This window comes from Pseudomonas sp. GW821-FHT05H12, from assembly GCF_059419385.1.
On record NZ_JBWKRS010000027.1, the window covers coordinates 19,373 to 43,347 of the forward strand.

The following is a 23,975-nucleotide window of genomic DNA, read 5'->3' on the forward strand; positions in this document are numbered from 1 at the left end:
GTTAAAAACTGAGACGGTGAGTGTAAAACATGGCCCGGTGATTAATAATCCAGCCAAAAGCAAAACTTTATTGCTGTACAGGGATAATTGCCATGCTGGAAAACCGCTGGGAAGGCATCGATGAGTTCGTCGCTGTAGCCGAATGCAGCCAATTCACGGCGGCGGCCGAGCGACTTGGGGTGTCTTCGTCACACATCAGCCGGCAAGTGGCGCGCCTGGAAGAGCGCCTGCAAACCCGCCTGCTCTATCGTAGTACGCGCAAGGTGACGCTGACCGAAGCGGGACAGACCTTTCTGCAGCATTGCCAGCGCCTGCAGGATGGACGTGAAGAAGCCCTGCGCGCAGTCGGCGACCTCACCAGCGAGCCCAAGGGCATGTTGCGCATGACCTGCGCGGTGGCGTACGGCGAACGCTTTATCGTGCCGCTGGTCACGCGGTTCATGGCGCTCTATCCGCAATTGCGCGTGGACATCGAACTGACCAACCGCCAACTGGACCTGGTGCACGAAGGCCTCGACCTGGCGATCCGCCTGGGCCGCCTGCAGGATTCACGCATGGTTGCCAGCCGCCTGGCGCCCCGGCGCATGTACTTGTGCGCTTCGCCGTCCTACCTGGAGCGGTATGGTCGGCCACATAGTTTGTCGGAATTGAGTCGGCACAATTGCCTGATCGGCAGCTCGGATATCTGGCAACTGGCACAGGACGGGCGGGAATTTTCCCAGCGTGTGCAGGGAAACTGGCGCTGCAACAGTGGGCAGGCGGTGCTGGATGCCGCACTTCAGGGCGTGGGGTTGTGCCAGTTGCCGGATTATTACGTGCTGGAGCATCTGCACAGTGGTGCGTTGGTGTCGCTGTTGGAAGCGCATCAGCCGCCGAATACGGCGGTGTGGGCGTTGTATCCGCAGCAGCGGCATTTGTCGCCGAAGGTCAGGAAGTTGGTGGACTTTTTGAAGGCTGGTTTAGCCGAACGCCCCGAGTATGAACACCCTCTGTAGGAGCCGGCTTGCCGGCGATGAGGCCAGTTGCATCATCGTAAGCCTTGAGGACGCCATCGCCGGCAAGCCGGACTCCTACAAGGGATCCCGGTTAGCCCATCGCAATCTGAGCCACTCCAGATCTTCCGGCCGGGTTACTTTGATATTGTCCGAACGCCCTTCAATCAGGCGCGGTGCCTGGCCGGACCATTCCATGGCCGAGGCTTCATCGGTGATCACCGCATCGGCCACCAGGCTGTCAGCCAGCGCACGATGCAAAGCACCTAGGCGGAACATCTGCGGCGTGTAGGCCTGCCAGATCAAACTGCGGTCGACGGTTTCCACCACCCGACCGTGCTTGTCGACCCGCTTGAGCGTGTCGCGGGCTGGCACCGCCAACAGGCCGCCGACGGGGTCGTCCGCCAGTTCAACCAACAGTTTGTCGAGATCGTCGCGACTCAGGTTCGGCCGCGCCGCATCATGCACCAATACCCAGTCGTCATCGCTGGCGCCCAGGGCATTGAGGTGCAGCAAGGCATTGAGTACCGAGCCCGATCGTTCCGAGCCGCCGTCCGCACGCTGAATACGCGGGTCGGCCGCACACGCAAGGCCAGGCCAATAAGGGTCATCAGAAGCAAGACTGACCACCAGGCCCTTGAGGCAAGGATGGTCGAGGAAACAGCCGAGGCTGTGTTCAAGAATAGTGCGCCCGCCCAGTTGCAAGTACTGCTTGGGACGGTCCGCAGCCATACGGGCACCCACGCCCGCGGCAGGAATCACGGCCCAGAAGGCCGGTAAGGAGTTGCTCATTGGGCCAACTGGTAGAGGGTTTCACCCTCCTTGACCATGCCCAATTCATGACGAGCCCGTTCTTCAACGGTCTCCGTGCCTTTTTTCAACTCAAGCACTTCGGCATCGAGGACGCGGTTGCGCTCCAGCAGACGTTCGTTTTCGGCATGCTGGTCGGCAATTTGCTGGGTCAGTTCTTTCACCTGCGCAAAGCTGCCATTACCCACCCAAAGGCGGTATTGCAGGCCAGCCAGCAACAAGAGCAAGACGAGGAACAACCAATTGGGACTGCGCATCGAAATCCGGGTATCCAGTAAAAAAAGACAGCCATGCAAAACTTTTGAAGCAACTGATAGCACGAAGCCTGGAAAAACCAGGCTTGTGCTTGATAGCCATCAGATTAGCGCCGAAATCCACTCCATTGAGTTTTTTCCGACGCAACCCGTCGACTTTTTACCATGCTTTACATCAAGTAGCGATCAGCCGCGGAACTCGCCACGACCGTTGTACTTGGCCTTGCCAGCCAGTTGCTCTTCGATGCGCAGCAATTGGTTGTACTTGGAAACGCGGTCGGAACGGCACAGGGAACCGGTCTTGATCTGACCCGCCGAAGTACCCACGGCCAGGTCGGCAATGGTGGAATCTTCGGTTTCGCCGGAGCGGTGGGAGATCACGGCGGTGTAGCCCGCAGCCTTGGCCATCTGGATGGCTTCCAGGGTTTCGGTCAGGGTGCCGATCTGGTTGAACTTGATCAGGATCGAGTTGGCGATCGACTTGTCGATGCCTTCTTTCAGGATCTTGGTGTTGGTCACGAACAGGTCGTCTCCCACCAGCTGGATCTTCTCGCCGATTTTGTCGGTGAGGACTTTCCAGCCAGCCCAGTCAGACTCATCCAGGCCGTCTTCGATCGAGATGATCGGGTAGCGCTCGGTCAGGCCTTTGAGGTAGTCAGCGAAACCTTCGGAGGTGAACACGTGGCCTTCGCCGGACAGGTTGTATTTACCGTCCTCGTAGAACTCGCTGGCCGCGCAGTCCAGGGCCAGGGTCACGTCGGTGCCCAGCTTGTAGCCAGCGTTGGCCACGGCTTCGGAGATCACTTTCAGCGCATCTTCGTTGGACGCCAGGTTTGGTGCAAAACCACCTTCGTCACCCACTGCAGTGCTCAGGCCACGGGCCTTCAGCACAGCCTTGAGGTGGTGGAAAATCTCGGTGCCCATGCGCAGGCCTTCGGAGAAGGTCTTGGCGCCAACCGGCTGCACCATGAATTCCTGGATGTCGACGTTGTTATCGGCGTGCTCGCCACCGTTGATGATGTTCATCATCGGAACGGGCATCGAGTACACACCCGGGGTGCCGTTCAGGTTGGCGATGTGAGCGTACAGCGGCAGGTCCTGGTCCTGGGCAGCAGCCTTGGCAGCGGCCAGGGACACAGCGAGGATGGCATTGGCGCCCAGGCTGCCTTTGTTCTCGGTGCCGTCGAGCTTGATCATCGCCAGGTCGAGGGCTTTCTGGTCAACAGGGTCTTTGCCCAGCAGCAGGTCGCGGATCGGGCCGTTGATGTTGGCGACGGCCTTGAGCACGCCCTTGCCCAGGTAACGGCTCTTGTCGCCATCACGCAGTTCCAGCGCTTCGCGCGAACCGGTAGACGCACCGGACGGCGCGCAAGCGCTGCCGATGATGCCGTTATCGAGAAGCACGTCGGCTTCGACGGTGGGGTTGCCACGGGAGTCGAGAACTTCACGACCTTTGATGTCGACGATTTTTGCCATTGTTGTAAACACTCCAAAGTTGACGAAAACGCTCTATACCGCTCGATTTAACTTGTGGTGCAAATTGCTTCTTTGTAGGAGCCGGCTTGCCGGCGACGGGGCCCGTTAGATCGCCACAAGGCTTGAAGGCGCCATCGCCGGCAAGCCGGATCCTACACAGGGATCGTGATGTTACGCGGTTTCGACGGCAGGGAAACGCTTGACCAGTTCGTCCAACTGCTTGAGCTGGGTCAGGAACGGCTCCAGCTTGTCCAGGCGCAGGGCGCAAGGGCCATCGCACTTGGCGTTGTCCGGGTCCGGGTGGGCTTCCAGGAACAGGCCCGCCAGCGACTGGCTGATGCCCGCCTTGGCCAGGTCCAGCACCTGGGCACGGCGCCCGCCCGCGGAATCGGCGCGACCACCGGGCATTTGCAGCGCGTGGGTCACGTCGAAGAACACCGGGTATTCGAACTGTTTCATGATGCCGAAACCGAGCATGTCCACCACGAGGTTGTTGTAGCCGAAGCTCGAACCCCGCTCGCAGAGGATCAACTGGTCGTTACCCGCTTCCACGCACTTGTTCAGGATGTGCTTCATCTCCTGGGGTGCGAGGAACTGGGCTTTCTTGATATTGATCACAGCGCCGGTCTTGGCCATCGCGACGACCAGGTCGGTCTGGCGCGACAGGAAGGCCGGCAACTGGATGATGTCGCACACCTCGGCGACCACGGCAGCCTGCTCAGGCTCGTGGACGTCGGTGATGATCGGCACGCCGAAGGCTTGCTTGATGTCCTGGAAGATCCGCATGCCTTCTTCAAGGCCCGGGCCGCGATAGGAGGTCACGGACGAACGGTTGGCCTTGTCGAAGCTGGCCTTGAATACGTAAGGAATACCGAGTTTCTCGGTAACCTTGACGTACTCTTCGCAGACCTGCATCGCCATGTCGCGGCTTTCCAGCACGTTCATGCCGCCAAACAGCACCATGGGCTTGTCGTTGGCAATCTCGATGTCGCCGACGCGAATGATCTTCTGGGCCATCAGGGTTACGCCTTCTTCTGGTGTTGCGTCAGTGCAGCCTTGACGAAACCGCTGAACAGCGGGTGACCGTCACGCGGCGTCGAAGTGAACTCAGGGTGGAACTGGCACGCCACGAACCATGGATGATCCGGTGCTTCAACCACTTCAACCAGCGCGCCATCACCGGAGCGACCGGAGATTTTCAGGCCGGCTTCTTTGATCTGCGGCAGCAGGTTGTTGTTCACTTCGTAGCGGTGACGGTGACGCTCGACGATCACATCCTTGCCGTAGCAGTCGTGAACCAGCGAGCCCGGCTCCAGCAGGCAGTCTTGCGCGCCTAGGCGCATGGTGCCGCCCAGGTCGGACGCTTCGGTACGGACTTCAACGGCACCGGTGGCATCTTCCCACTCGGTGATCAGGCCCACGACCGGGTGGCCGCTCTTGCTGTCGAACTCAGTGGAGTTGGCGTCTTTCCAGCCCAGCACGTTACGAGCGAACTCGATGACGGCCACTTGCATGCCCAGGCAGATACCCAGGTACGGCACCTTGTTCTCACGAGCGTACTGCACCGCAGTGATCTTGCCTTCCACGCCACGCAGGCCGAAACCGCCCGGGACGAGGATCGCGTCGACACCTTCGAGCAGCGCAGTGCCCTGGTTCTCGATGTCTTCAGAGTCGATGTAGCGCAGGTTGACCTTGGTACGGTTGCTGATACCGGCGTGGCTCATCGCTTCGATCAGCGATTTGTACGCGTCCAGCAGCTCCATGTACTTGCCGACCATGGCGATGGTGACTTCGTGCTCAGGGTTGAGCTTGGCGTCAACCACGGCGTCCCACTCGGACAGGTCCGCACCACCGCATTGCAGGCCGAAACGCTCGACCACAAAATCGTCCAGGCCTTGCGAGTGCAGGATGCCCGGGATCTTGTAGATGGTATCGGCGTCTTCCAGCGCGATCACCGCGCGTTCTTCAACGTTGGTGAACTGCGCGATCTTGCGACGCGAGGAAATGTCGATCGGGTGATCGGAGCGGCACACCAGCACGTCCGGCTGCAGGCCGATGGAACGCAGTTCCTTGACCGAGTGCTGGGTGGGCTTGGTTTTGGTCTCGCCGGCGGTGGCGATGTACGGCACCAGGGTGAGGTGCATCAGCATCGCGCGCTTGGCACCGACTTCGAAACGCAACTGGCGGATGGCTTCGAGGAACGGTTGGGATTCGATGTCACCCACGGTGCCACCGATCTCGACCATCGCCACGTCGGCGTCGCCTGCACCCTTGATGATGCGGCGCTTGATTTCGTCGGTGATGTGCGGGATCACCTGGATGGTTGCACCCAGGTAGTCACCACGGCGCTCTTTGCGCAGCACGTGCTCGTAAACACGGCCAGTGGTGAAGTTGTTGTTCTGGGTCATGGTCGTGCGGATGAACCGCTCGTAGTGGCCCAGGTCCAGATCGGTCTCGGCGCCGTCATGAGTGACGAACACTTCACCGTGCTGGAACGGGCTCATGGTGCCCGGGTCAACGTTGATGTACGGGTCCAGCTTGAGCATGGTGACCTTAAGTCCCCGCGCCTCCAGGATGGCCGCCAATGAAGCGGAGGCAATGCCTTTCCCCAATGAAGAAACAACACCGCCCGTGACGAATATGTAGCGCGTCATGAAAAACCCTAGAAGTCTGCGTTAAAGCGGTCCGAGCCGCCGGGGAAAGCGAAGGAAGGCCGAAGCCCCCGATCACCTGCATTAATCACAGTGCACCTTTCAAAAAAACCGCCGCGTTGTGACAGACCAGCAGTGAAACACCGGTACGTTGATCGCTACACATTTTTTGGAATCGCCCAGCAAAGACTGCTTGGTAATCGGCAACTGCTGCGATTCAGGAGAATCCACAGAAGTTGTATCAAGAAGGGAGCGTAGTCTACCGGAAAGGCTCTATCAGCTCAAACCTCTATCGCAGCTCTGTGGCGTCCAATGCAATTGCCAGTCGGTTGCCGGGCCGCGCCACAGCCCGGCAAGGGTTGGGGCAGCCAGCAATTGCTCGCCCTCATACAGCAGCGGCAATCTGCCACGGATGAAGCCCGGCACCCCGCATTCATTAAGCAGGCGCTTCAAGTCACGCCGCCCGCGACCTGGCACTTCCACGATTTCACCGCCGTGGCGATAGCGAACCTCAAAGGGCCCTTCGGGCGCCTTGCCGACAAATTCCAGCTGGCCATTGCCGGGCAACGCCAGTGGTTTTTTTGGACGAATCCAACTCACTGCGTCGCCCGAAAAATCCGACCAAGTGACAGGCAACCACCAGATGCGCTCGCCACAACGGTGCAATTCACCGTCCGCCAGGCGCCATAGGGGTTGTGCATCACCCTTGGCGTCGCGCAAGGCGTTCCAGCCTGCCCAGTGGTCGCTGTCGGGCAAACGGGTCAGAGGGTTCAACCAATGACGCAAGGCATTTCTTTGACGGGCGTCAGAAAGCTCGCGCAATGGCGCAAGAGCCAGGGATGGTAAAGGCAGCCAGGGAAAGGGTGAGGGTTGATCGGCAGCGTGCAGATCCATCCGAGCCAGCTCATCCAACAGGCCCTGGGCTTCACTCAGATGCTCAGCAGTACGCGCCAGGCTCGAGACGGCCTGGGGCCAGCGCTCAGTGAGCACGGGAAAGACGCGATGACGCAGGTAGTTGCGGGAAAAACGCGGGTCGGCATTGGACGGGTCTTCGATCCATTTGAGCTGATGCGCGTGGGCGTAAGCTTCCAGTGCTTCACGCGAGACATCCAGCAGAGGCCGCACCAGGTAACCATCCGCCAATGGGCGCTGCACCGGCATGGCCGCCAACCCGCGCACGCCTGCCCCGCGTAGCAAGCGGAAGAGCAGGGTTTCAACCTGGTCATCGCGATGCTGGCCCGTCAGCAGCACGTGCCCTGCCCCGGTCACCTCGGCAAAGGCCTGGTAGCGTGCGTCACGGGCAGCACGCTCAAGGCTGGCACCGGGCTGGACCTGCACACGCATGATCCGCAGCGGCACGCCCAACTTGTCGCATACCGACTGACAATGCTCCGGCCACAGGTCAGCAGCCGCTTGCAGGCCATGGTGCACATGCACAGCACTGAGGTGTGGCAGGGTTTCGGTGTTTGCCAGGGAGGCCAGGAGGTGCAGCAGGACGGTGGAATCAAGGCCACCCGAGAATGCGATGTGCCAGGCCGGGGCATTGCGCCAGGGGGCCAGGGTTTGCAGGAGTTTGGCGATTAAGGTGGGCTTCATAGCAAGGTACCGCCATCAATCCGGAATGCGATAGCCCAGCATACACAAAGCAAATGTGGGAGCGGGCTTGTGTGGGAGCGTGGCTTGCCCGCGATGCAGACGCCTCGGTTTTGCAGTTGCACCGAGGTGATGCTATCGCAGGCAAGCCAGCTCCCACACAAGCCAGCCCTCACATTGGGTATTGCGGGATGCTCAGAGACCGTAGCTCATCAGGCGCTCGTAGCGACGGGCCAGCAGCGCTTCGTTGTCCAGCTTCTTGAGCATCGCCAATTGCGAAGCCAGCTCAGCACGGATGGTGGCAGACGCGGCAGCCGGGTCGCGGTGGGCGCCGCCCAATGGCTCGGCGATCACTTTGTCCACGATACCCAGGCCTTTGAGGCGATCAGCGGTGATGCCCATGGCTTCCGCAGCGTCCGGTGCCTTTTCTGCGGTTTTCCACAGAATCGAGGCGCAACCTTCAGGCGAGATCACCGCGTAGGTCGAGTATTGCAGCATGTTCAGTTGGTCGCACACGCCAATGGCCAGTGCACCACCGGAACCACCTTCACCAATCACGGTGGCGATGATCGGGGTTTTCAGGCGGGCCATGACGCGCAGGTTCCAGGCGATGGCTTCGCTCTGGTTGCGTTCTTCGGCGTCGATACCTGGGTAAGCACCCGGGGTGTCGATGAAGGTCAGGATCGGCATCTTGAAACGTTCAGCCATTTCCATCAGGCGGCAGGCTTTACGGTAACCTTCCGGACGCGGCATACCGAAGTTGCGGCGCACTTTCTCGCGCACTTCACGGCCTTTCTGGTGACCGATCACCATCACCGGCTGGTCGTCCAGGCGAGCGATACCGCCCACGATGGCCGCGTCGTCAGAGAAGTGACGGTCGCCGTGCAGTTCATCGAACTCGGTGAAAATGTGCTGGATGTAGTCCAGGGTGTACGGACGGCGCGGGTGGCGGGCCAGGCGCGCGATCTGCCAGCTGGTCAGCTTGCCGAAGATGTCTTCGGTGAGCGTCTTGCTCTTGTCTTGCAGGCGGGAGATTTCATCGCCGATATTCAGCGAATTGTCATTGCCGACCAGGCGCAGCTCTTCGATCTTGGCTTGCAGGTCAGCGATCGGCTGTTCGAAATCAAGAAAATTCGGGTTCATAAGCGTCCGTCTTGGGTCGACGGCCAGGGAGTGCCTGGCCAGCCGGTTGTCTATTCGCGCCCTACCTTAAGGGAGAGGCGCGTTTAGGTCGAGATTAAATGTTCAGTCGAGATCAGGTGCCCTGACCGTCAACGGTATTGGAGGAAGACGTTGTCTCGCCCGAACTGGTCACGCAAAGCTTGAATCAAGCCATCGGCGGGATCAATTCGCCAGGTCTCGCCAAACTGCAACATGGCCTTGGCGTCGTTGCCGGTGTACTCCATGGTCACCGGGCACGCGCCACGGTGGCGTTTGAGCAGGTCACCCAACCAGCGTAGCTGATCGCCCTTGAGCGCTTCGGTTTTCACCTTCAAGCGCAGGCTTTCAGCCAGGTTGGTGCGGGCATCTTCCATGCTCATCACCCGCTTGATCCGCAGGCGCAGGCCGCCGGAGAAGTCATCGTTGCTGACCTCCCCTTCCACCACCACCATGGCGTCGGTCTGCAGCAGCGACTGGGCGGAGTGGAACGCGTCGGCAAACAGCGAGGCTTCGATACGGCCCGAGCGGTCGTCAAGGGTGATGAAGCCCATCTTGTCGCCCTTTTTGTTCTTCATTACCCGCAGGGCGATGATCATGCCGGCAACGGTCTGGGTATCCCGTGCAGGCTTGAGGTCGATGATGCGTTGACGGGCGAAGCGGCGGATCTCGCCTTCGTACTCGTCAATCGGGTGACCGGTGAGGTACAGGCCCAAGGTGTCTTTTTCACCCTTGAGGCGCTCCTTGAGGGTCAGCTCCTTGGCCTTGCGGTGGTTACCGTACACATCGGCATCTTCCTCGACGAACAGCCCGCCAAACAGGTCGGCGTGACCACTGTCGTGGGTGCGCGCGGTTTGCTCGGCGGCCTTGATCGCTTCTTCCATGGCGGTCAACAGCACCGCGCGGTTACGGTCGATGTTCGCCTGGTAGGCCTTGGGCTCATCATGGAAATACGGGCCAAGACGGTCGAGTGCACCGCTGCGGATCAGGCCATCGAGGGTTCGCTTGTTGATGCGCTTGAGGTCAACCCGCGCACAGAAGTCGAACAGGTCCTTGAACGGCCCGTCCTGACGCGCCTCGGTGATCGCTTCCACCGGACCTTCACCCACACCCTTGATCGCGCCCAGGCCATAGATGATGCGGCCTTCGTCGTTCACCGTGAACTTGAACTCCGAGGCGTTCACGTCCGGCGCGTCGAGGCGCAGCTTCATGGTGCGCACTTCCTCGATCAAGGTCACGACCTTGTCGGTGTTGTGCATATCCGCCGAGAGTACCGCGGCCATGAACGGCGCCGGGTAGTGAGCTTTCAGCCAGGCGGTCTGGTACGACACCAGGCCGTAGGCGGCGGAGTGGGATTTGTTGAAGCCGTAGCCGGCGAATTTCTCTACCAGATCGAAGATGTTACCGGCCAGGTCCGCGTCAATATTGTTGGTGGCGCAACCCTCAATGAAACCGCCACGCTGCTTGGCCATTTCCTCGGGTTTTTTCTTACCCATGGCTCGACGCAACATGTCCGCGCCGCCGAGTGTGTAACCGGCCATTACCTGGGCGATCTGCATCACCTGTTCCTGGTACAGGATGATGCCGTAGGTCGGTGCCAATACAGGCTTGAGGCCTTCGTACTGGTAGTCGGAGTGCGGGTACGCCAGCTCGGCGCGGCCGTGCTTACGGTTGATGAAGTCATCCACCATGCCCGATTGCAGCGGGCCCGGACGGAACAGGGCCACCAGTGCGATCAAGTCTTCCAGGCAGTCGGGCTTGAGCTTCTTGATCAGCTCCTTCATGCCGCGGGATTCAAGCTGGAACACCGCCGTGGTTTCAGCTTTTTGCAGCAGGGTGTAGGTCGGCTTGTCGTCCAGCGGGATGAACGCGATGTCCAGCGGCTCCTCGCCCACCTTGGCGCGGTCGCGGTTGATGGTCTTGAGCGCCCAGTCGATGATCGTCAGGGTTCGCAGGCCGAGGAAGTCGAACTTCACCAGGCCGGCCGCCTCCACGTCATCCTTGTCGAACTGGGTTACAAGGCCGTCGCCTTCTTCGTCGCAATAGATCGGCGAAAAGTCTGTGAGCTTGGTCGGGGCGATAACCACACCACCGGCGTGCTTGCCAACGTTACGCACCACGCCTTCGAGCTTGCGGGCCATATCCCAGATTTCGGCGGCTTCTTCATCGACCTTGATGAAGTCACGCAGGATCTCTTCCTGCTCAAAGGCCTTTTCCAGGGTCATGCCGACTTCGAACGGGATCATCTTCGACAGGCGATCCGCCAGGCCGTAGGACTTGCCCTGCACCCGCGCCACGTCACGGATTACCGCCTTGGCCGCCATGGAGCCGAAGGTGATGATCTGGCTGACCGCGTTGCGACCGTATTTCTCGGCCACGTATTCGATGACGCGGTCACGACCGTCCATGCAGAAGTCGACGTCGAAGTCGGGCATGGAAACCCGCTCCGGGTTCAGGAACCGTTCGAACAGCAGGTCATATTCCAGCGGGTCAAGGTCGGTGATCTTCTGCACATAGGCCACCAGCGAGCCAGCACCTGACCCCCGGCCAGGCCCCACAGGCACGCCGTTATTCTTGGCCCACTGGATAAAGTCCATCACGATCAGGAAGTAACCGGGGAACCCCATCTGGATAATGATATCCAGCTCGAAATTCAGCCGGTCGACATACACCTGGCGCTTGGCGTCGTAATCTTCGGTGGTGTCCTTGGGCAGGAGGACCGCGAGCCGCTCTTCCAGACCGTCAAACGACACTTTGCGGAAATACTCATCGATGGTCATGCCATCGGGAATCGGGAAGTTGGGCAGGAAGTGCTTGCCCAGCTTCACTTCGATATTGCAGCGTTTGGCGATTTCGACGGAGTTTTCCAGCGCCTCGGGCAGGTCGCTGAACAGCTCGGCCATTTCATCGGCGCTTTTGAGGTACTGCTCTTCGCTGTAGTTCTTCGAACGACGCGGGTCATCCAGGGCCCGGCCTTCGCCGATACACACGCGAGTTTCGTGGGCCTCGAAGTCTTCCTTCTTGATAAAGCGCACGTCGTTGGTGGCCACCAGTGGCGCGCCCAGCTTGTCGGCCAGGGCCACGGCTGCGTGCAGGTGCTCTTCATCGTTGGGGCGGTTGGTGCGCTGGACTTCCAGGTAGAAACGGTCGGGAAAGACCTGCATCCACTCGCTGGCCAGCACTTCAGCTTCCTGGGGATTGCCGCCCAGCAGCGCGATACCGATCTCACCCTCTTTAGCGGCCGACAGCATGATTAGGCCTTCGCTGGCCTCGGCGACCCACTCGCGCTCGATGATGATCGAGCCGTTGCGCTGGCCGTCGATAAAACCACGGGAAATCAGTTCAGTGAGGTTGCGATAACCGACGCCATTCATCGCCAGCAGGCTGATGCGGCTCAGGGGGTTATCCGGGTCTTTGTTGGAGAGCCACAAGTCGGCGCCGCAGATCGGCTTGATGCCAGCGCCCATGGCGTTCTTGTAGAACTTGACCAGGGAACACATGTTGTTCTGATCGGTCACCGCGACCGCAGGCATGTTCATGCCCACCAGGGTTTTGACCAGCGGTTTGATCCGTACCAGGCCGTCGACCAGGGAGTATTCAGTGTGCAGGCGTAGGTGAACGAATGAAGCCGGCATAGTGATCTCTTATACGTGGAAAACAACAAGGCCCGGATTGTACCGGGCCTTGGCAAAAACATCAGCCTCGCGACTAAACCTCGCTGAGGCTCTCCCGCGCCTCGTAAGCCTGGCGCACCGGGGCGAACGAGCGGCGGTGGATCGGCGTGGGGCCCAGGCGAGCCAGGGCTTCCAGATGAACGGGCGTCGGGTAGCCTTTATGACCACCGATACCGTAGCCGGGGTAGATCAACTCAAAAGCCGCCATTTCACGGTCACGGCTGACCTTGGCCAGGATCGAGGCGGCGGCAATGGCTGGCACCTTACTGTCCCCCTTCACCACCGCTTCAGCTGGCATGGCCAGCTTGGGACAACGGTTGCCGTCGATCATCGCCAGTTTGGGCGTGACGTGCAGGCCTTCCACCGCGCGCTGCATCGCGAGCATGGTGGCATGGAGGATGTTCAACTCGTCGATTTCCTCGACTTCGGCTCGGGCGATATGCCAGCTCAGGGCTTTCTCGCAGATCTCGTCGAAAAGCTTTTCGCGGCGGGCCTCAGTGAGCTTTTTCGAGTCGTTGAGACCGAGGATCGGGCGGTTCGGATCAAGAATCACCGCGGCCGTGACGACAGCACCGCACAACGGGCCGCGCCCTACTTCGTCAACGCCGGCCACCAATTCATGGGCTTCGGCAACCAGACTGAAATCCAGACCCATTTGCGTCGTCATAGGGCTTCCTGTTTGTGGCCGATCAAGGTCAGCACGGCATCCGCCGCCTGGTTCGACGCATCACGGCGAAGGGTGCGGTGAATCTCGTCAAAGCCACGGGTTTGCTCTTCGCCACCCTCGATCAGCGGGAAGAGCGTTTGTGCCAGGGCTTGCGGCGTCGCATCGTCCTGCAACAACTCCGGCACCAGCAGGCGCTGGGCCAGCAGGTTGGGCAAGGAGATGTAAGGGCTTTTGACCATGCGCTTGAGAATCCAGAAGGTCAGCGGCGCCAGACGATAGGCCACGACCATCGGGCGCTTGTACAGCAAGGCTTCCAGGGTGGCGGTACCGGAGGCGATCAACACCGCATCGCAGGCCGCCAACGCCAGGTGCGACTGACCGTCGAGCAAGGTCAACGGCAGGTTGCGGCCTTCCAGCAGTGTTTCGATCTGTGCCCGGCGTTGCGGGCTGGCGCACGGCAGCACAAAACGTACCCCGGGCTTCAAGGCCATCAAACGCTCGGCAGCATCAAAAAACAGCGCCCCCAACCGACCGACTTCACCGCCGCGACTACCCGGCATCAATGCGACCAACGGGCCGTCAGGCAAACCCAACTCGGCACGGGCAGCCGCGCGGTCGGCTTGCAGCGGAATGGCGTCGGCCAGGGTGTGGCCAACAAACCGCACCGGTACGCCCTTTTCTTCGTAGAACCTGGCCTCAAACGGCAGCAGGGTCAGCATCAGGTCGCAGCCTTCACGGATCTTCAGCACGCGCTTCTGCCGCCACGCCCACACTGACGGACTGACGTAATGCACGGTCTTGATCCCGGCCTGACGCAACTTGAGTTCGATATTAAGGGTGAAGTCCGGCGCGTCGATTCCGATAAAGACGTCGGGCTTTTCTTCGATGAGCGTCTGGATCAGCAGCTTGCGGCGGGCGAGCAGCTCACGCAGCCGGCCCAGCACTTCCACCAACCCCATGACCGACAAACGCTCCATGGGAAAGTAGGAAGTGAGGCCTTCGGCCTCCATCAGCGGGCCACCCACGCCAATAAACTCCACCGCAGGATGCCGGGCCTTGAGGGCCCGCATCAAACCTGCACCCAGAATATCGCCGGAAGCTTCTCCGGCCACCAACGCGATACGCAGATTGGCCATGATCAGCGGGTGATGCCGCGAGTCGACGCCTGGATCGAGTCGCGGAACACGGCGACTTCCGGGAACTGTGCTGCCGGCTCGGCCAGTTCGGCCAACGCCTGGTCAACGGTCAGCCCCTGGCGGTAGACCACCTTGTAGGCACGACGCAGGGCGTGAATCGCATCTTCGCTGAAACCACGACGGCGCATGCCTTCGAAGTTCATGCTGCGCGCTTCAGCCGGGTTGCCGAATACCGTGACAAACGCCGGTACATCCTTGCCGATGGCGGTGCCCATGCCGGAAAAGCTGTGGGCGCCGATATGGCAGTACTGATGCACCAGGGTGAAACCGGACAGGATCGCCCAATCATCAACGTGCACATGGCCCGCCAGGGCGGTGTTGTTGACCAGGATGCAGTGGTTGCCGATCACGCTGTCGTGGCCGATGTGCGCATAGGCCATGACCAGGTTGTGGTCGCCCAGCGTGGTCTCGGCACGATCCTGCACGGTGCCACGGTGAATGGTCACGCCTTCACGGATGATGTTGTGATCACCGATTACCAGGCGCGTTTCTTCACCCTTGTACTTCATGTCCGGGGTGTCTTCGCCTACCGAGGAGAACTGGTAGATGCGATTGTGTTTGCCAATGCGGGTCGGACCTTTGAGGATCACGTGCGGCCCGATGACTGTCCCCTCGCCGATTTCCACACCTGCGCCGATGATCGACCAAGGGCCGACCTCAACGTCGGCGGCCAGTACGGCCGACGGATCGATGATTGCGCGAGGGTCAATCAAACTCATAGTTTGCGTTCCGCGCAGATGATCTCAGCGGAGCACACTGGCTTGCCGTCTACCGAGGCCTGGCACTCGAACTTCCAGATCTGGCGCTTGCAGCTGATGAACTTGGCTTCCAGGATCAACTGGTCACCTGGCGTGACCGGGTTGCGGAAGCGCAGCTTGTCGGAGCCCACGAAATAGTAAAGCGTGCCGTCGGCAGGCTTGAGGTCGAGCATTTTGAAACCAAGGATACCGGCAGCCTGGGCCATCGCTTCGATGATCAGCACGCCTGGCATGATTGGATGCGCAGGAAAGTGACCATTGAAGAACGGTTCGTTGATGCTGACATTCTTGTAGGCACGAATGCGCTTTTCCTCGACATTGAGGTCCACTACGCGGTCCACCAGCAGGAACGGGTAACGGTGAGGCAGGTATTCGCGAATCTCGTTGATGTCCATCATTTCGGGGGGAAGCCTGTAATAAAGATTGGGGGCGGGCGAACTAAAGCACGCCCCGCTAGCAAATCAAGGAGGCAGTCTAGCGGCTGTGCACACTTGATATGGAAATGGTATCAGCCTTCTGATGAAGCATTACCGCCAGGGGTCACGTCTCCAACACGCTTTTCCAGCTGCTTGAGACGTCGAGCCATGTCGTCGAGCTGCCTCAAGCGCGCTGCACTCTTGCGCCATTCAGCGGCGGGCTGCATGGCGGTTCCGGATGAGTAGGCCCCGGGCTCGGTAATCGAGTGGGTGACCATGGTCATGCCGGTAATGAAAACGTTGTCGCACACTTCGATATGCCCCACCAGCCCAACGCCACCGGCGAGCATGCAATGCTTGCCGATCTTGGTGCTGCCGGAAATACCTACGCACGCAGCCATGGCGGTGTGATCGCCGACCTGTACGTTGTGGGCGATCTGAATCTGGTTGTCGAGCTTCACGCCATTGCCCAGCACGGTATCGGCCAGGGCCCCGCGATCGACAGCGGTGTTGACGCCGATTTCCACATCATCGCCGATCAATACACCGCCCACCTGGGCGATCTTGTTCCAGATGCCTTTCGAATTGGCGAAGCCGAAGCCCTCGCCACCGATCACGGCACCCGACTGGATGACCACGCGCTCACCGATACGTACATCGTGATACAGGGTCACACGGGGCGCCAACCAGCCATCGGCACCAATGGTGCAGCGGGCGCCGATAAAGCAGTGCGCACCCACCGTTACCCCGGCCGCAATGCGCGCGCCACTTTCGATCACCGCAAAGGCGCCAATGCTTGCCGCAGGATCAACCTGGGCATCATCGGCGATCACCGCAGACGGATGAATCCCGGCTGCGGCCTTGGGTTTTGGATCGAACAGGTGCGACGCCCGTGCATAAGCCAGGTACGGGTCAGCTACCACCAATGCATCCCCCGTAAACCCTTCGGCGTCGGCGGCCTTCAGCAACACGGCTGCGGCTTGGCTATCAACCAGGTATTTACGGTATTGAGGATTTGCGAGGAAGCTCAACTGAGCTGGGCCAGCCTCCTGCAAGGTGGCTAGCCCAGTGATTTCTTTCTCCTTGGAGCCACGCAAGGTGGCCCCCAGGAACTCGGCCAACTCGCCGAGCTTGATAGTCGCGGTCATGGCTTACTTCAGCTGGTTCATGCGCTCGATCACCTGACGGGTGATGTCGTATTGAGGCTTGACGTCGATCACAGCGCCACGCTCGAACACCAGGTCAAAGGCACCTTTCTTGATGACTTCTTCCACAGCGCTGTCGAGTTTCGGCTTCAGCTGTTTCAGCATTTCACGGTCGGCAACAGCCTTGGCTTCGTTCAGTTCTTTGGACTGGAACTGGTAGTCACGGGCCTTTTGCTTGAATTCAAGCTCCAGGCGCTCGCGCTCGCCTTGCTGCATTTTGTCACCACCGGCAACCAGACGATCCTGGATACCCTTGGCGCTGCTTTCCAGCGTCTTGAGCTTGGTCAGTTGCGGACCGAACTTTTTCTCGGCATCCACGGCGTATTTCTTGGCCGCGTCCGACTCCAGCAGAGCCATCTGATAGTTCAGGACGGCGATTTTCATTTCGGCGAAGGCCGGGGTGGTTACCAGCACAGTTGCCAGCAGAACCAATTGAGTCAACTTACGCACGATGTACTCCTACAGAATCCGTTGTCGTTATCTTGGGTCAGACGCTTAGAACGTCTGGCCGAGGGAGAATTGGAAAATCTGGGTTTCAGCGTTATCCGGTTTCTTGATCGGCATGGCCAGAGCAAAGCTCAACGGGCCGAGCGCAGTCACCCACGTCACACCCACACCCACGGAACTGGCGAGGTTACTCAGACTGATATCGTTGCACTGAGTCTGAGACTTCACGCCACTCGGGTTGGTGATCTGGTCGCACTTGGAGTCGAACACGTTACCCACGTCCCAGAATACCGAGGTCCGCAGCGAACGCTGATCCTTGACGAATGGCAGCGGGAACAGAATTTCCGCACCACCCTGGATCAACACGTTGCCACCGAACGGCAGCGGGTCGTTGTCCGAGTCAGCCACTGTGCCATTGTTGCCGGTTACGCCAACACCACGGCTCGGAGTACCACGCGGGCCGAGGGTGCTGTCCTTGAAACCACGTACAGAGTTGAAGCCACCTGCGTAGTAGTTCTCGTAGAACGGTAGACCATGAGTCGAACCATAACCATCGCCATAACCCAATTCGGTGTGCAGGCGCATGGTGTAGTTATCGCTCAGTGGCTGGAACAACTGGCCACGGTAGTCGAGCTTGAAGAACGACAGGTCGCTGCCCGGCGTGGTTGCTTCCAAAGTCAGGCTCTGGGAGTGGCCACGGGTCGCCAGTACGCCTTTGTTCAGGGTCGACTCGGACCAACCGGCCGATGCCTTGAAGTTCAGGAACTTGTCACCTTCGGTACGCACGAAGTTGAAGATCTCGTCCACGGTGTACACACCGGTCTTGATCTCATCCTGTTGCGCGGTCAGGCCGAACGTCAGACGCGAGGTTTCGCTGATCGGGTAACCGATGTTGACACCGGCACCGAGGCTGTCGATTGCATAGCTTGCAACGTCAACGTCGAGGTCTTTGTAGTCGGTGGTGCGGTAGAAGGCGTTGTAGCCCAAGCTCACACCGTCGGCAGTCCAGTAGGGGTCGACATAACCGAAGTTATAGCGGCTCTGGTATTCGCTTCGGGTCAGGCCGATGGAAACCTTGTTACCGGTACCGAGGAAGTTGTTCTGGGTAATCGAACCACCGAGGATCAGGCCGGCACTCTGTGCAAAGCCGACGCTGGCGGTGATCGAACCCGACGCTTGCTCTTCTACGGCGTAGTTCACGTCAACCTGGTCATCCACACCCGGTACAGCCGGGGTCTCAACGTTGACTTCCTTGAAGAAGCCCAGGCGCTCAAGACGGGTCTTGGACTGGTCGATCAGGTAAGTCGACGCCCAGCCACCTTCCATCTGGCGCATTTCACGGCGCAGCACTTCGTCCGCAGACTTGGTGTTGCCACGGAAGTTGATACGGTTCACGTAGGCACGCTTGCCTGGATCGACAACGAAGGTGATGTCCACGGTGTGGTCATCATCATGCGGGGTCGGTACGCCGTTGACGTTGGCGAAGGTGTAGCCTTCGTTACCCAGGCGACGGGTGATCAGCTCGGAAGTGGTGGTCATCAGCTTGCGCGAGAACACTTGGTTCTTCTGCACCAGCAGCAGGGCCTTGACCTGGTCTTCAGGGACTTTCAGGTCGCCGCTGAGCTTCACGTCACGAACGGTGTACTTCTCGCCTTCGTTGACGTTGACAGTGATGTAGACATGCTTCTTGTCAGGGGTGATGGACACCTGGGTCGAAGCGATATCCATGTTGATATAGCCACGGTCCAGGTAGTAGGAACGCAGGCGCTCCAGGTCACCGGACAGCTTTTCACGGGCGTACTTGTCATCGTTCTTGAAGAACGACAACCAGTTGGTGGTCTTGAGTTCGAACAGGTCGATCAGGTCGTCATCAGAGAACTTGGTGTTGCCCACCACGTTGATGTGCTGAATGGCGGCCACGGTGCCTTCGTTGATGTTGACCTTCAGGCCGACACGGTTACGAGGCTGCGGGATCACTTCCGTTTCCACGGTCGCGGAATAGCGGCCCTGGGCAACGTACTGGCGTTGCAGTTCGTTACGCACACCCTCGAGTGTGGCGCGCTGGAAGATCTCGCCTTCGGCCAGGCCGGATTGCTTGAGGCCCTTCATCAGGTCTTCAGTAGAGATCGCCTTGTTACCCTCGATCTCGATACTAGCGACGGAAGGTCGCTCGACCACGGTGATGACCAGGACGTTGCCTTCGCGACCCAGTTGGATATCTTGAAAGAACCCGGTTTTGAACAGCGCACGAGTGGATTCCACCAGGCGACGGTCATCAGCCTGTTCCCCGACGTTCAACGGCAAGGCACCAAAGACGCTACCTGCGGAAACCCGCTGGAGGCCGTTGACGCGAATATCGGAGATAGTGAAGGACTCGGCGTGAACTTCGGCGATCATCAATACGGTGAGAACCGCAGTTAGCAGCAGACGTTTCATGAAGTCCTTTCTTATTCCAACTGGCAATAAACAAACTGCCGCAAAATGCGGCAGATTCGCAATTCAGCGAAGCGTTACAGTCGTCCCAGATCGTTGACCAGAGCTAACAACATCACCCCGACCACCAAACTGATACCGATCTGTATCCCCCAACCCTGCACCCGATCCGACAAGGGGCGACCACGCACCCACTCGACCAGATAAAACAACAGATGCCCCCCATCCAATACTGGAATGGGCAGCAAATTCAAAACCCCCAGGCTAATACTCAGATAAGCCAGGAAATTCAGGAAATCTGCGACACCCGACTGGGCAGAAGCGCCCGCCACTTTAGCAATGGTTATCGGTCCACTCAAGTTTTTTACCGAGAGCTCGCCGAACAACATTTTCTTGAGGGATTCGAGGGTCAGCACACTCATGGTCCAAGTGCGTTTCGCACCCTCGCCAATCGCTGCCAAAGGCCCGAAGCTGACCTCGCGCACCATCGACGGCGGCCACTCTACGCCCTTGACTCCAGCACCCAGGTAGCCCCCGGCCGCCTTGGCTTCGCCCCGCACCGACAAGGTCACAGGGACGTCGATTTGAGCACCATCGCGCTCAACTTTCAGCACAATTTTGGTATCAGGGCGTACACGCACCAGATCGACCACTTGTTGCCAGTCGCCCAGCGACTGACCATCGAGCGCCAGCAGTCGATCGCCGGTTTTCAAGCCGGCAGCCTGGGCCGGACCTTTCGGGTCCAGCTCCGCAAGGACCGGCGGCAGCGCAGGGCGCCATGGGCGAATACCCAGGGATTTGATCGGGTCCGGCTCATCGGCGCCTTTAAGCCAATGATCCAGGGCCAACTCACGTGGCGTCTCAGTGGTGGAGTCTTGTTCGCGCACCACCACATTGACGGTGCCGCTTTCGCCCAAGCGACGAACCAACTGCAGATTGACCGCGCCCCAGCCAGTGGTGGGTTCGCCATCAATGGAAACAATTTCTTGCCCAGCAACCAGGCCGGCCTTGGCCGCCATGCTATCTGCCTCGACCGCACCGATAACCGGACGCACTTGCTGACTACCCAGCATCGCCAAGACCCAGAAAAACACCATCGCCAACAGGAAGTTGGCAATCGGGCCCGCGGCAACAATGGCAATGCGCTGACGAACGGTCTTGCGGTTGAAGGACTGGTCCAGTTGATCGGCCGGCACTTCGCCTTCACGCTCATCGAGCATCTTGACGTAGCCGCCCAGCGGAATGGCCGCAATCACGAACTCGGTGCCATGGCGGTCGTGCCAGCGTACCAGCGGCATGCCGAAACCGACGGAAAAGCGCAATACCTTGACGCCGCAACGACGCGCCACCCAAAAGTGGCCGAATTCGTGGAAGGTAACCAACACACCCAGAGCAACCAGGGTGCCGACAATCATGTAGAGCGCACTCATCTAATTTCTCCGCATTCCAATCCAGTGCCCGAAGGCCTACTGCGCCGACAGACTAACGCGCATTGCGGTTCAGCCATTGCCCGGCCAGCGCTCGAGCCTTTGCATCCGCCTCGAACACCGCGCCCAGGTCATTCACCGCGACCACAGGCTCAAGGCTCAGCACGTCCTCGATGATACTCGCGATCTGCGGAAAGCGGATGCGCCCATCAAGAAACGCCGCCACCGCCACTTCGTTAGCCGCATTGAGCATGGCCGGCGCACTGTTGCCGGCCTCGGCCGCTTGTCGCGCCAGGCGCAGACAAGGGAAGCGCTGCTCGTCCGGCGCCTCGAAGTCCAGGCGGGCGATGGCAAACAGATCCAGAGGCGCGACCCCGGAATCGATCCGCTCAGGCCACGCCAGGGCATTGGCGATCGGTGTGCGCATGTCGGGGTTGCCCAACTGCGCCAATACCGAACCGTCCACATAGTCGACCAGGGAATGAATCACACTTTGTGGGTGAATCACCACCTCAACCTGATCCGGCCGGGCATCGAACAGCCAGCAGGCTTCGATCAACTCCAGGCCCTTGTTCATCATGCTGGCTGAGTCTACGGAGATTTTGCGCCCCATAGACCAGTTCGGATGAGCACAAGCCTGGTCAGGAGAGACATGCTCCAGCTCCGCCGACGGCGTCTGACGGAACGGGCCACCCGAAGCGGTCAGCAGAATGCGACGCACACCGACCTGGCTCAGACCACGGGAAAAATCCCCCGGCATGCACTGGAAGATCGCATTGTGCTCACTGTCGAGAGGCAGCAATACGGCGCCGCTCTTGCGCACCGCCTGCATGAAGAGTGCGCCGGACATCACCAGCGCTTCTTTATTGGCCAGCAGGATCTTCTTGCCCGCATCAACAGCCGCGAGCGTCGGACGTAGGCCCGCAGCACCAACGATGGCTGCCACGACGGTATCGACCTCGGCATCTGCCGAAACCTGGCAAAGCCCCTCCTCGCCCACCAACACTTGAGTGGCAAGACCGGCTGCCCGCAGGTCTTCCTGCAAGCCACGGGCTGCTGCCGCCTCAGGCACTACAGCAAAACGCGGCGCGTGGCGCACGCACAAGGCCAGCAGCTCACTCAGGCGGGTAAACCCGGTCAGGGCGAAAACTTGATAACGGTCCGGGTGACGCGCGATCACATCCAGGGTGCTCAACCCTACCGAGCCGGTTGCACCCAGCACGGTCACTTGCTGCAGGCGGCTCACGAAGCGGTCATCCACAACAGTACGGCGAAGATAGGAATCGCAGCAGTCAGGCTGTCGATACGGTCCAGCACACCACCGTGACCTGGCAGCAGGTTGCTGCTGTCCTTGATCCCGGCCTGGCGCTTGAACATGCTTTCAGTGAGGTCACCGACTACGGAGATAAACACGACGACAGCGGTACCCAACAGCGCCAGGAAGATCTCCTTGGCTGACCAATCGCGTACAACACCGACCACCAGCGTGATGACCAGGGTCAATGCCAGACCGCCGTACACCCCCTCCCAGCTCTTGCCCGGGCTGACAGCCGGCGCCAGCTTGCGCTTGCCGAAGGCCCGACCTGAGAAGTACGCGCCGATATCAGCGCCCCACACCAAGACCATTACCGCCATGATCAGCCAGTTGCCCATGGGCGAATTCTTGATTTCCACCAACCCTTGCCAGGCCGGCAGCAGAATCAACAAACCAATCACCAGCTTGCTGGCAACGCTGGACCAGTGACCGCTGGTGCGCGGAAACGTCAACACCAGGAAAGTCGCAAGCGCCCACCACAACACAGCCGCCCCCAACACCCAAGGCACGACGATGCTCGACAGGGTATGCATCAGAAACAGCAGCACCGCGACCACGGCGGCGTACACCACGCGCGGCAATTGCGCATTGAAACCCGCCAGGCGCGCCCATTCCCAGGCGCCCAGGGTCACGACTAGGCCGATAAACAGCGCAAAGCCGGAACCATCGAGCAGGAAGAACCCGCACAAGGCGATCGGCAGCAGGATCAGTGCAGTGATGATTCGTTGTTTAAGCATTTAAACCCGGGCTCCAGCTTCGATCTGCTCGCTCGTTTTACCGAAGCGACGCTGACGGGAAGCGAAATCGGCCAGCGCATTGCGCATGGCATCGTGTTTGAAGTCCGGCCAGAACAGGTCGGAGAAGTACAGCTCGGTGTAAGCCAGCTGCCACAGCAGGAAGTTGCTGATGCGGTGCTCACCACCGGTACGGATGCACAGGTCCGGCAACGGCAGGTCACCGGTGACCAGGCAGGTTTGCAGCAGTTCGGGCGTAATGTCGTCCGGCCGCAGATGACCGGCCTGCACTTCGCGGGCAAGGCGTTGCGCCGCTTGCGCGATATCCCACTGACCGCCGTAGTTGGCGGCAATCTGCAGCACAAAACGGTTGGCGCCGGCCGTGATAGCTTCCGCCTCGCGCATGGCTGCCTGCAGCTCCGGGTGAAACCGCGAGCGATCACCAATGATGCGCAGGCTGATGTTGTTGTCGTTGAGACGTTTGGCCTCACGACGCAGGGCCTTGAAGAACAGGTCCATCAAGGCACTGACTTCTTCGGCAGGGCGCTGCCAGTTTTCACTGGAGAAGGCGAACAAGGTCAGCACTTCGACCTTGGCTTCGGCGCACACCTCAATCACAGCCCGCACCGCATCGACACCCGCTTTATGCCCGGCTACACCCGGCATAAAGCGTTTCTTCGCCCAGCGATTATTCCCATCCATGATGATCGCGACATGGCGCGGCACCACAGAGGGTACAGTCTGCTTGGTCTTTTCCATGAAGGCGTCC

The 23,975-nt window shown here is 59.9% G+C and carries 20 protein-coding genes; 1 reads left to right on the top strand and 19 read right to left on the bottom strand.

From position 1 onward, the window contains the following. Positions 1–92: 92 nt before the first annotated feature. Positions 93–995 carry a LysR substrate-binding domain-containing protein gene (locus tag AC07SU_RS21695; RefSeq protein WP_176994704.1) on the top strand — a complete coding sequence of 301 codons (903 nt, stop codon included), beginning with the start codon at positions 93–95 and terminating at the stop codon, positions 993–995. Positions 996–1,070: 75 nt separating this feature from the next. Here the strand turns inward: AC07SU_RS21695 and ispD are convergent, their stop codons facing one another. From ispD to uppS, 19 genes are all read right to left on the bottom strand, one after another. Beyond that, positions 1,071–1,784 (bottom strand): 2-C-methyl-D-erythritol 4-phosphate cytidylyltransferase, encoded by a 714-nt coding sequence (gene ispD, locus AC07SU_RS21700; RefSeq protein ID WP_494998189.1) that lies wholly within the window; start codon positions 1,782–1,784, stop codon positions 1,071–1,073. Then, positions 1,781–2,059: a cell division protein FtsB gene (gene ftsB / locus AC07SU_RS21705; RefSeq protein WP_017137157.1), complete on the bottom strand. Its 279-nt coding sequence runs from the start codon at positions 2,057–2,059 to the stop codon at positions 1,781–1,783. The genes ispD and ftsB overlap by 4 nt, the downstream gene beginning before the upstream one ends. Positions 2,060–2,242: 183 nt before the next feature. Further along, positions 2,243–3,532 carry a phosphopyruvate hydratase gene (gene eno, locus AC07SU_RS21710; protein WP_176994702.1) on the bottom strand — a complete coding sequence of 430 codons (1,290 nt, stop codon included), beginning with the start codon at positions 3,530–3,532 and terminating at the stop codon, positions 2,243–2,245. 171 nt (positions 3,533–3,703) lie between these two features. Then, positions 3,704–4,549 (bottom strand): 3-deoxy-8-phosphooctulonate synthase, encoded by an 846-nt coding sequence (gene kdsA, locus AC07SU_RS21715; RefSeq protein WP_176994701.1) that lies wholly within the window; start codon positions 4,547–4,549, stop codon positions 3,704–3,706. Positions 4,550–4,554: 5 nt separating this feature from the next. After that, positions 4,555–6,186, bottom strand: a complete 1,632-nt coding sequence (gene pyrG, locus AC07SU_RS21720; RefSeq protein WP_034096253.1) for a CTP synthase — start codon at positions 6,184–6,186, stop codon at positions 4,555–4,557. Positions 6,187–6,459: 273 nt separating this feature from the next. Next, positions 6,460–7,779, bottom strand: a complete 1,320-nt coding sequence (gene tilS / locus AC07SU_RS21725) for a tRNA lysidine(34) synthetase TilS (protein ID WP_494998190.1) — start codon at positions 7,777–7,779, stop codon at positions 6,460–6,462. A 192-nt stretch (positions 7,780–7,971) separates the two neighbouring features. After that, positions 7,972–8,919: an acetyl-CoA carboxylase carboxyltransferase subunit alpha gene (locus AC07SU_RS21730; protein ID WP_016974415.1), complete on the bottom strand. Its 948-nt coding sequence runs from the start codon at positions 8,917–8,919 to the stop codon at positions 7,972–7,974. 128 nt (positions 8,920–9,047) lie between these two features. Continuing rightward, positions 9,048–12,569: a DNA polymerase III subunit alpha gene (gene dnaE / locus AC07SU_RS21735; RefSeq protein WP_494998191.1), complete on the bottom strand. Its 3,522-nt coding sequence runs from the start codon at positions 12,567–12,569 to the stop codon at positions 9,048–9,050. A gap of 73 nt (positions 12,570–12,642) precedes the next feature. Continuing rightward, positions 12,643–13,275 carry a ribonuclease HII gene (gene rnhB, locus AC07SU_RS21740; protein WP_178919020.1) on the bottom strand — a complete coding sequence of 211 codons (633 nt, stop codon included), beginning with the start codon at positions 13,273–13,275 and terminating at the stop codon, positions 12,643–12,645. Beyond that, positions 13,272–14,411, bottom strand: a complete 1,140-nt coding sequence (gene lpxB / locus AC07SU_RS21745; protein WP_494998192.1) for a lipid-A-disaccharide synthase — start codon at positions 14,409–14,411, stop codon at positions 13,272–13,274. Before lpxB ends, rnhB begins: the two co-directional genes overlap by 4 nt. Before the next feature lie 2 nt (positions 14,412–14,413). Further along, the gene (lpxA, locus tag AC07SU_RS21750) at positions 14,414–15,190 is read right to left on the bottom strand and encodes an acyl-ACP--UDP-N-acetylglucosamine O-acyltransferase (RefSeq protein ID WP_176994696.1); all 777 of its coding nucleotides are present in this window, start codon (positions 15,188–15,190) and stop codon (positions 14,414–14,416) included. Beyond that, positions 15,187–15,627, bottom strand: coding sequence for a 3-hydroxyacyl-ACP dehydratase FabZ (gene fabZ, locus AC07SU_RS21755; protein WP_003172281.1), 441 nt, complete (start codon positions 15,625–15,627; stop codon positions 15,187–15,189). Before fabZ ends, lpxA begins: the two co-directional genes overlap by 4 nt. 110 nt (positions 15,628–15,737) lie before the next feature. Then, positions 15,738–16,793 (bottom strand): UDP-3-O-(3-hydroxymyristoyl)glucosamine N-acyltransferase, encoded by a 1,056-nt coding sequence (gene lpxD, locus AC07SU_RS21760; protein ID WP_176994695.1) that lies wholly within the window; start codon positions 16,791–16,793, stop codon positions 15,738–15,740. 3 nt (positions 16,794–16,796) lie between these two features. After that, positions 16,797–17,300 (bottom strand): OmpH/Skp family outer membrane protein, encoded by a 504-nt coding sequence (locus AC07SU_RS21765; RefSeq protein WP_003172279.1) that lies wholly within the window; start codon positions 17,298–17,300, stop codon positions 16,797–16,799. A 45-nt stretch (positions 17,301–17,345) separates the two neighbouring features. Further along, a complete protein-coding gene (gene bamA / locus AC07SU_RS21770) occupies positions 17,346–19,733 on the bottom strand; it encodes an outer membrane protein assembly factor BamA (RefSeq protein WP_176994694.1) in 2,388 nt (795 codons plus the stop codon). A gap of 74 nt (positions 19,734–19,807) precedes the next feature. Further along, positions 19,808–21,160, bottom strand: coding sequence for a sigma E protease regulator RseP (rseP, locus tag AC07SU_RS21775; RefSeq protein WP_494998193.1), 1,353 nt, complete (start codon positions 21,158–21,160; stop codon positions 19,808–19,810). 52 nt (positions 21,161–21,212) lie between these two features. Then, complete coding sequence (gene ispC, locus AC07SU_RS21780) at positions 21,213–22,403, bottom strand: 1-deoxy-D-xylulose-5-phosphate reductoisomerase (protein ID WP_494998194.1); 1,191 nt, start codon at positions 22,401–22,403, stop codon at positions 21,213–21,215. Then, positions 22,400–23,209 carry a phosphatidate cytidylyltransferase gene (locus AC07SU_RS21785; RefSeq protein WP_494998195.1) on the bottom strand — a complete coding sequence of 270 codons (810 nt, stop codon included), beginning with the start codon at positions 23,207–23,209 and terminating at the stop codon, positions 22,400–22,402. The genes ispC and AC07SU_RS21785 overlap by 4 nt, the downstream gene beginning before the upstream one ends. Then, positions 23,210–23,965 (bottom strand): polyprenyl diphosphate synthase, encoded by a 756-nt coding sequence (gene uppS / locus AC07SU_RS21790; RefSeq protein ID WP_016974405.1) that lies wholly within the window; start codon positions 23,963–23,965, stop codon positions 23,210–23,212. Positions 23,966–23,975 lie beyond the last annotated feature (10 nt).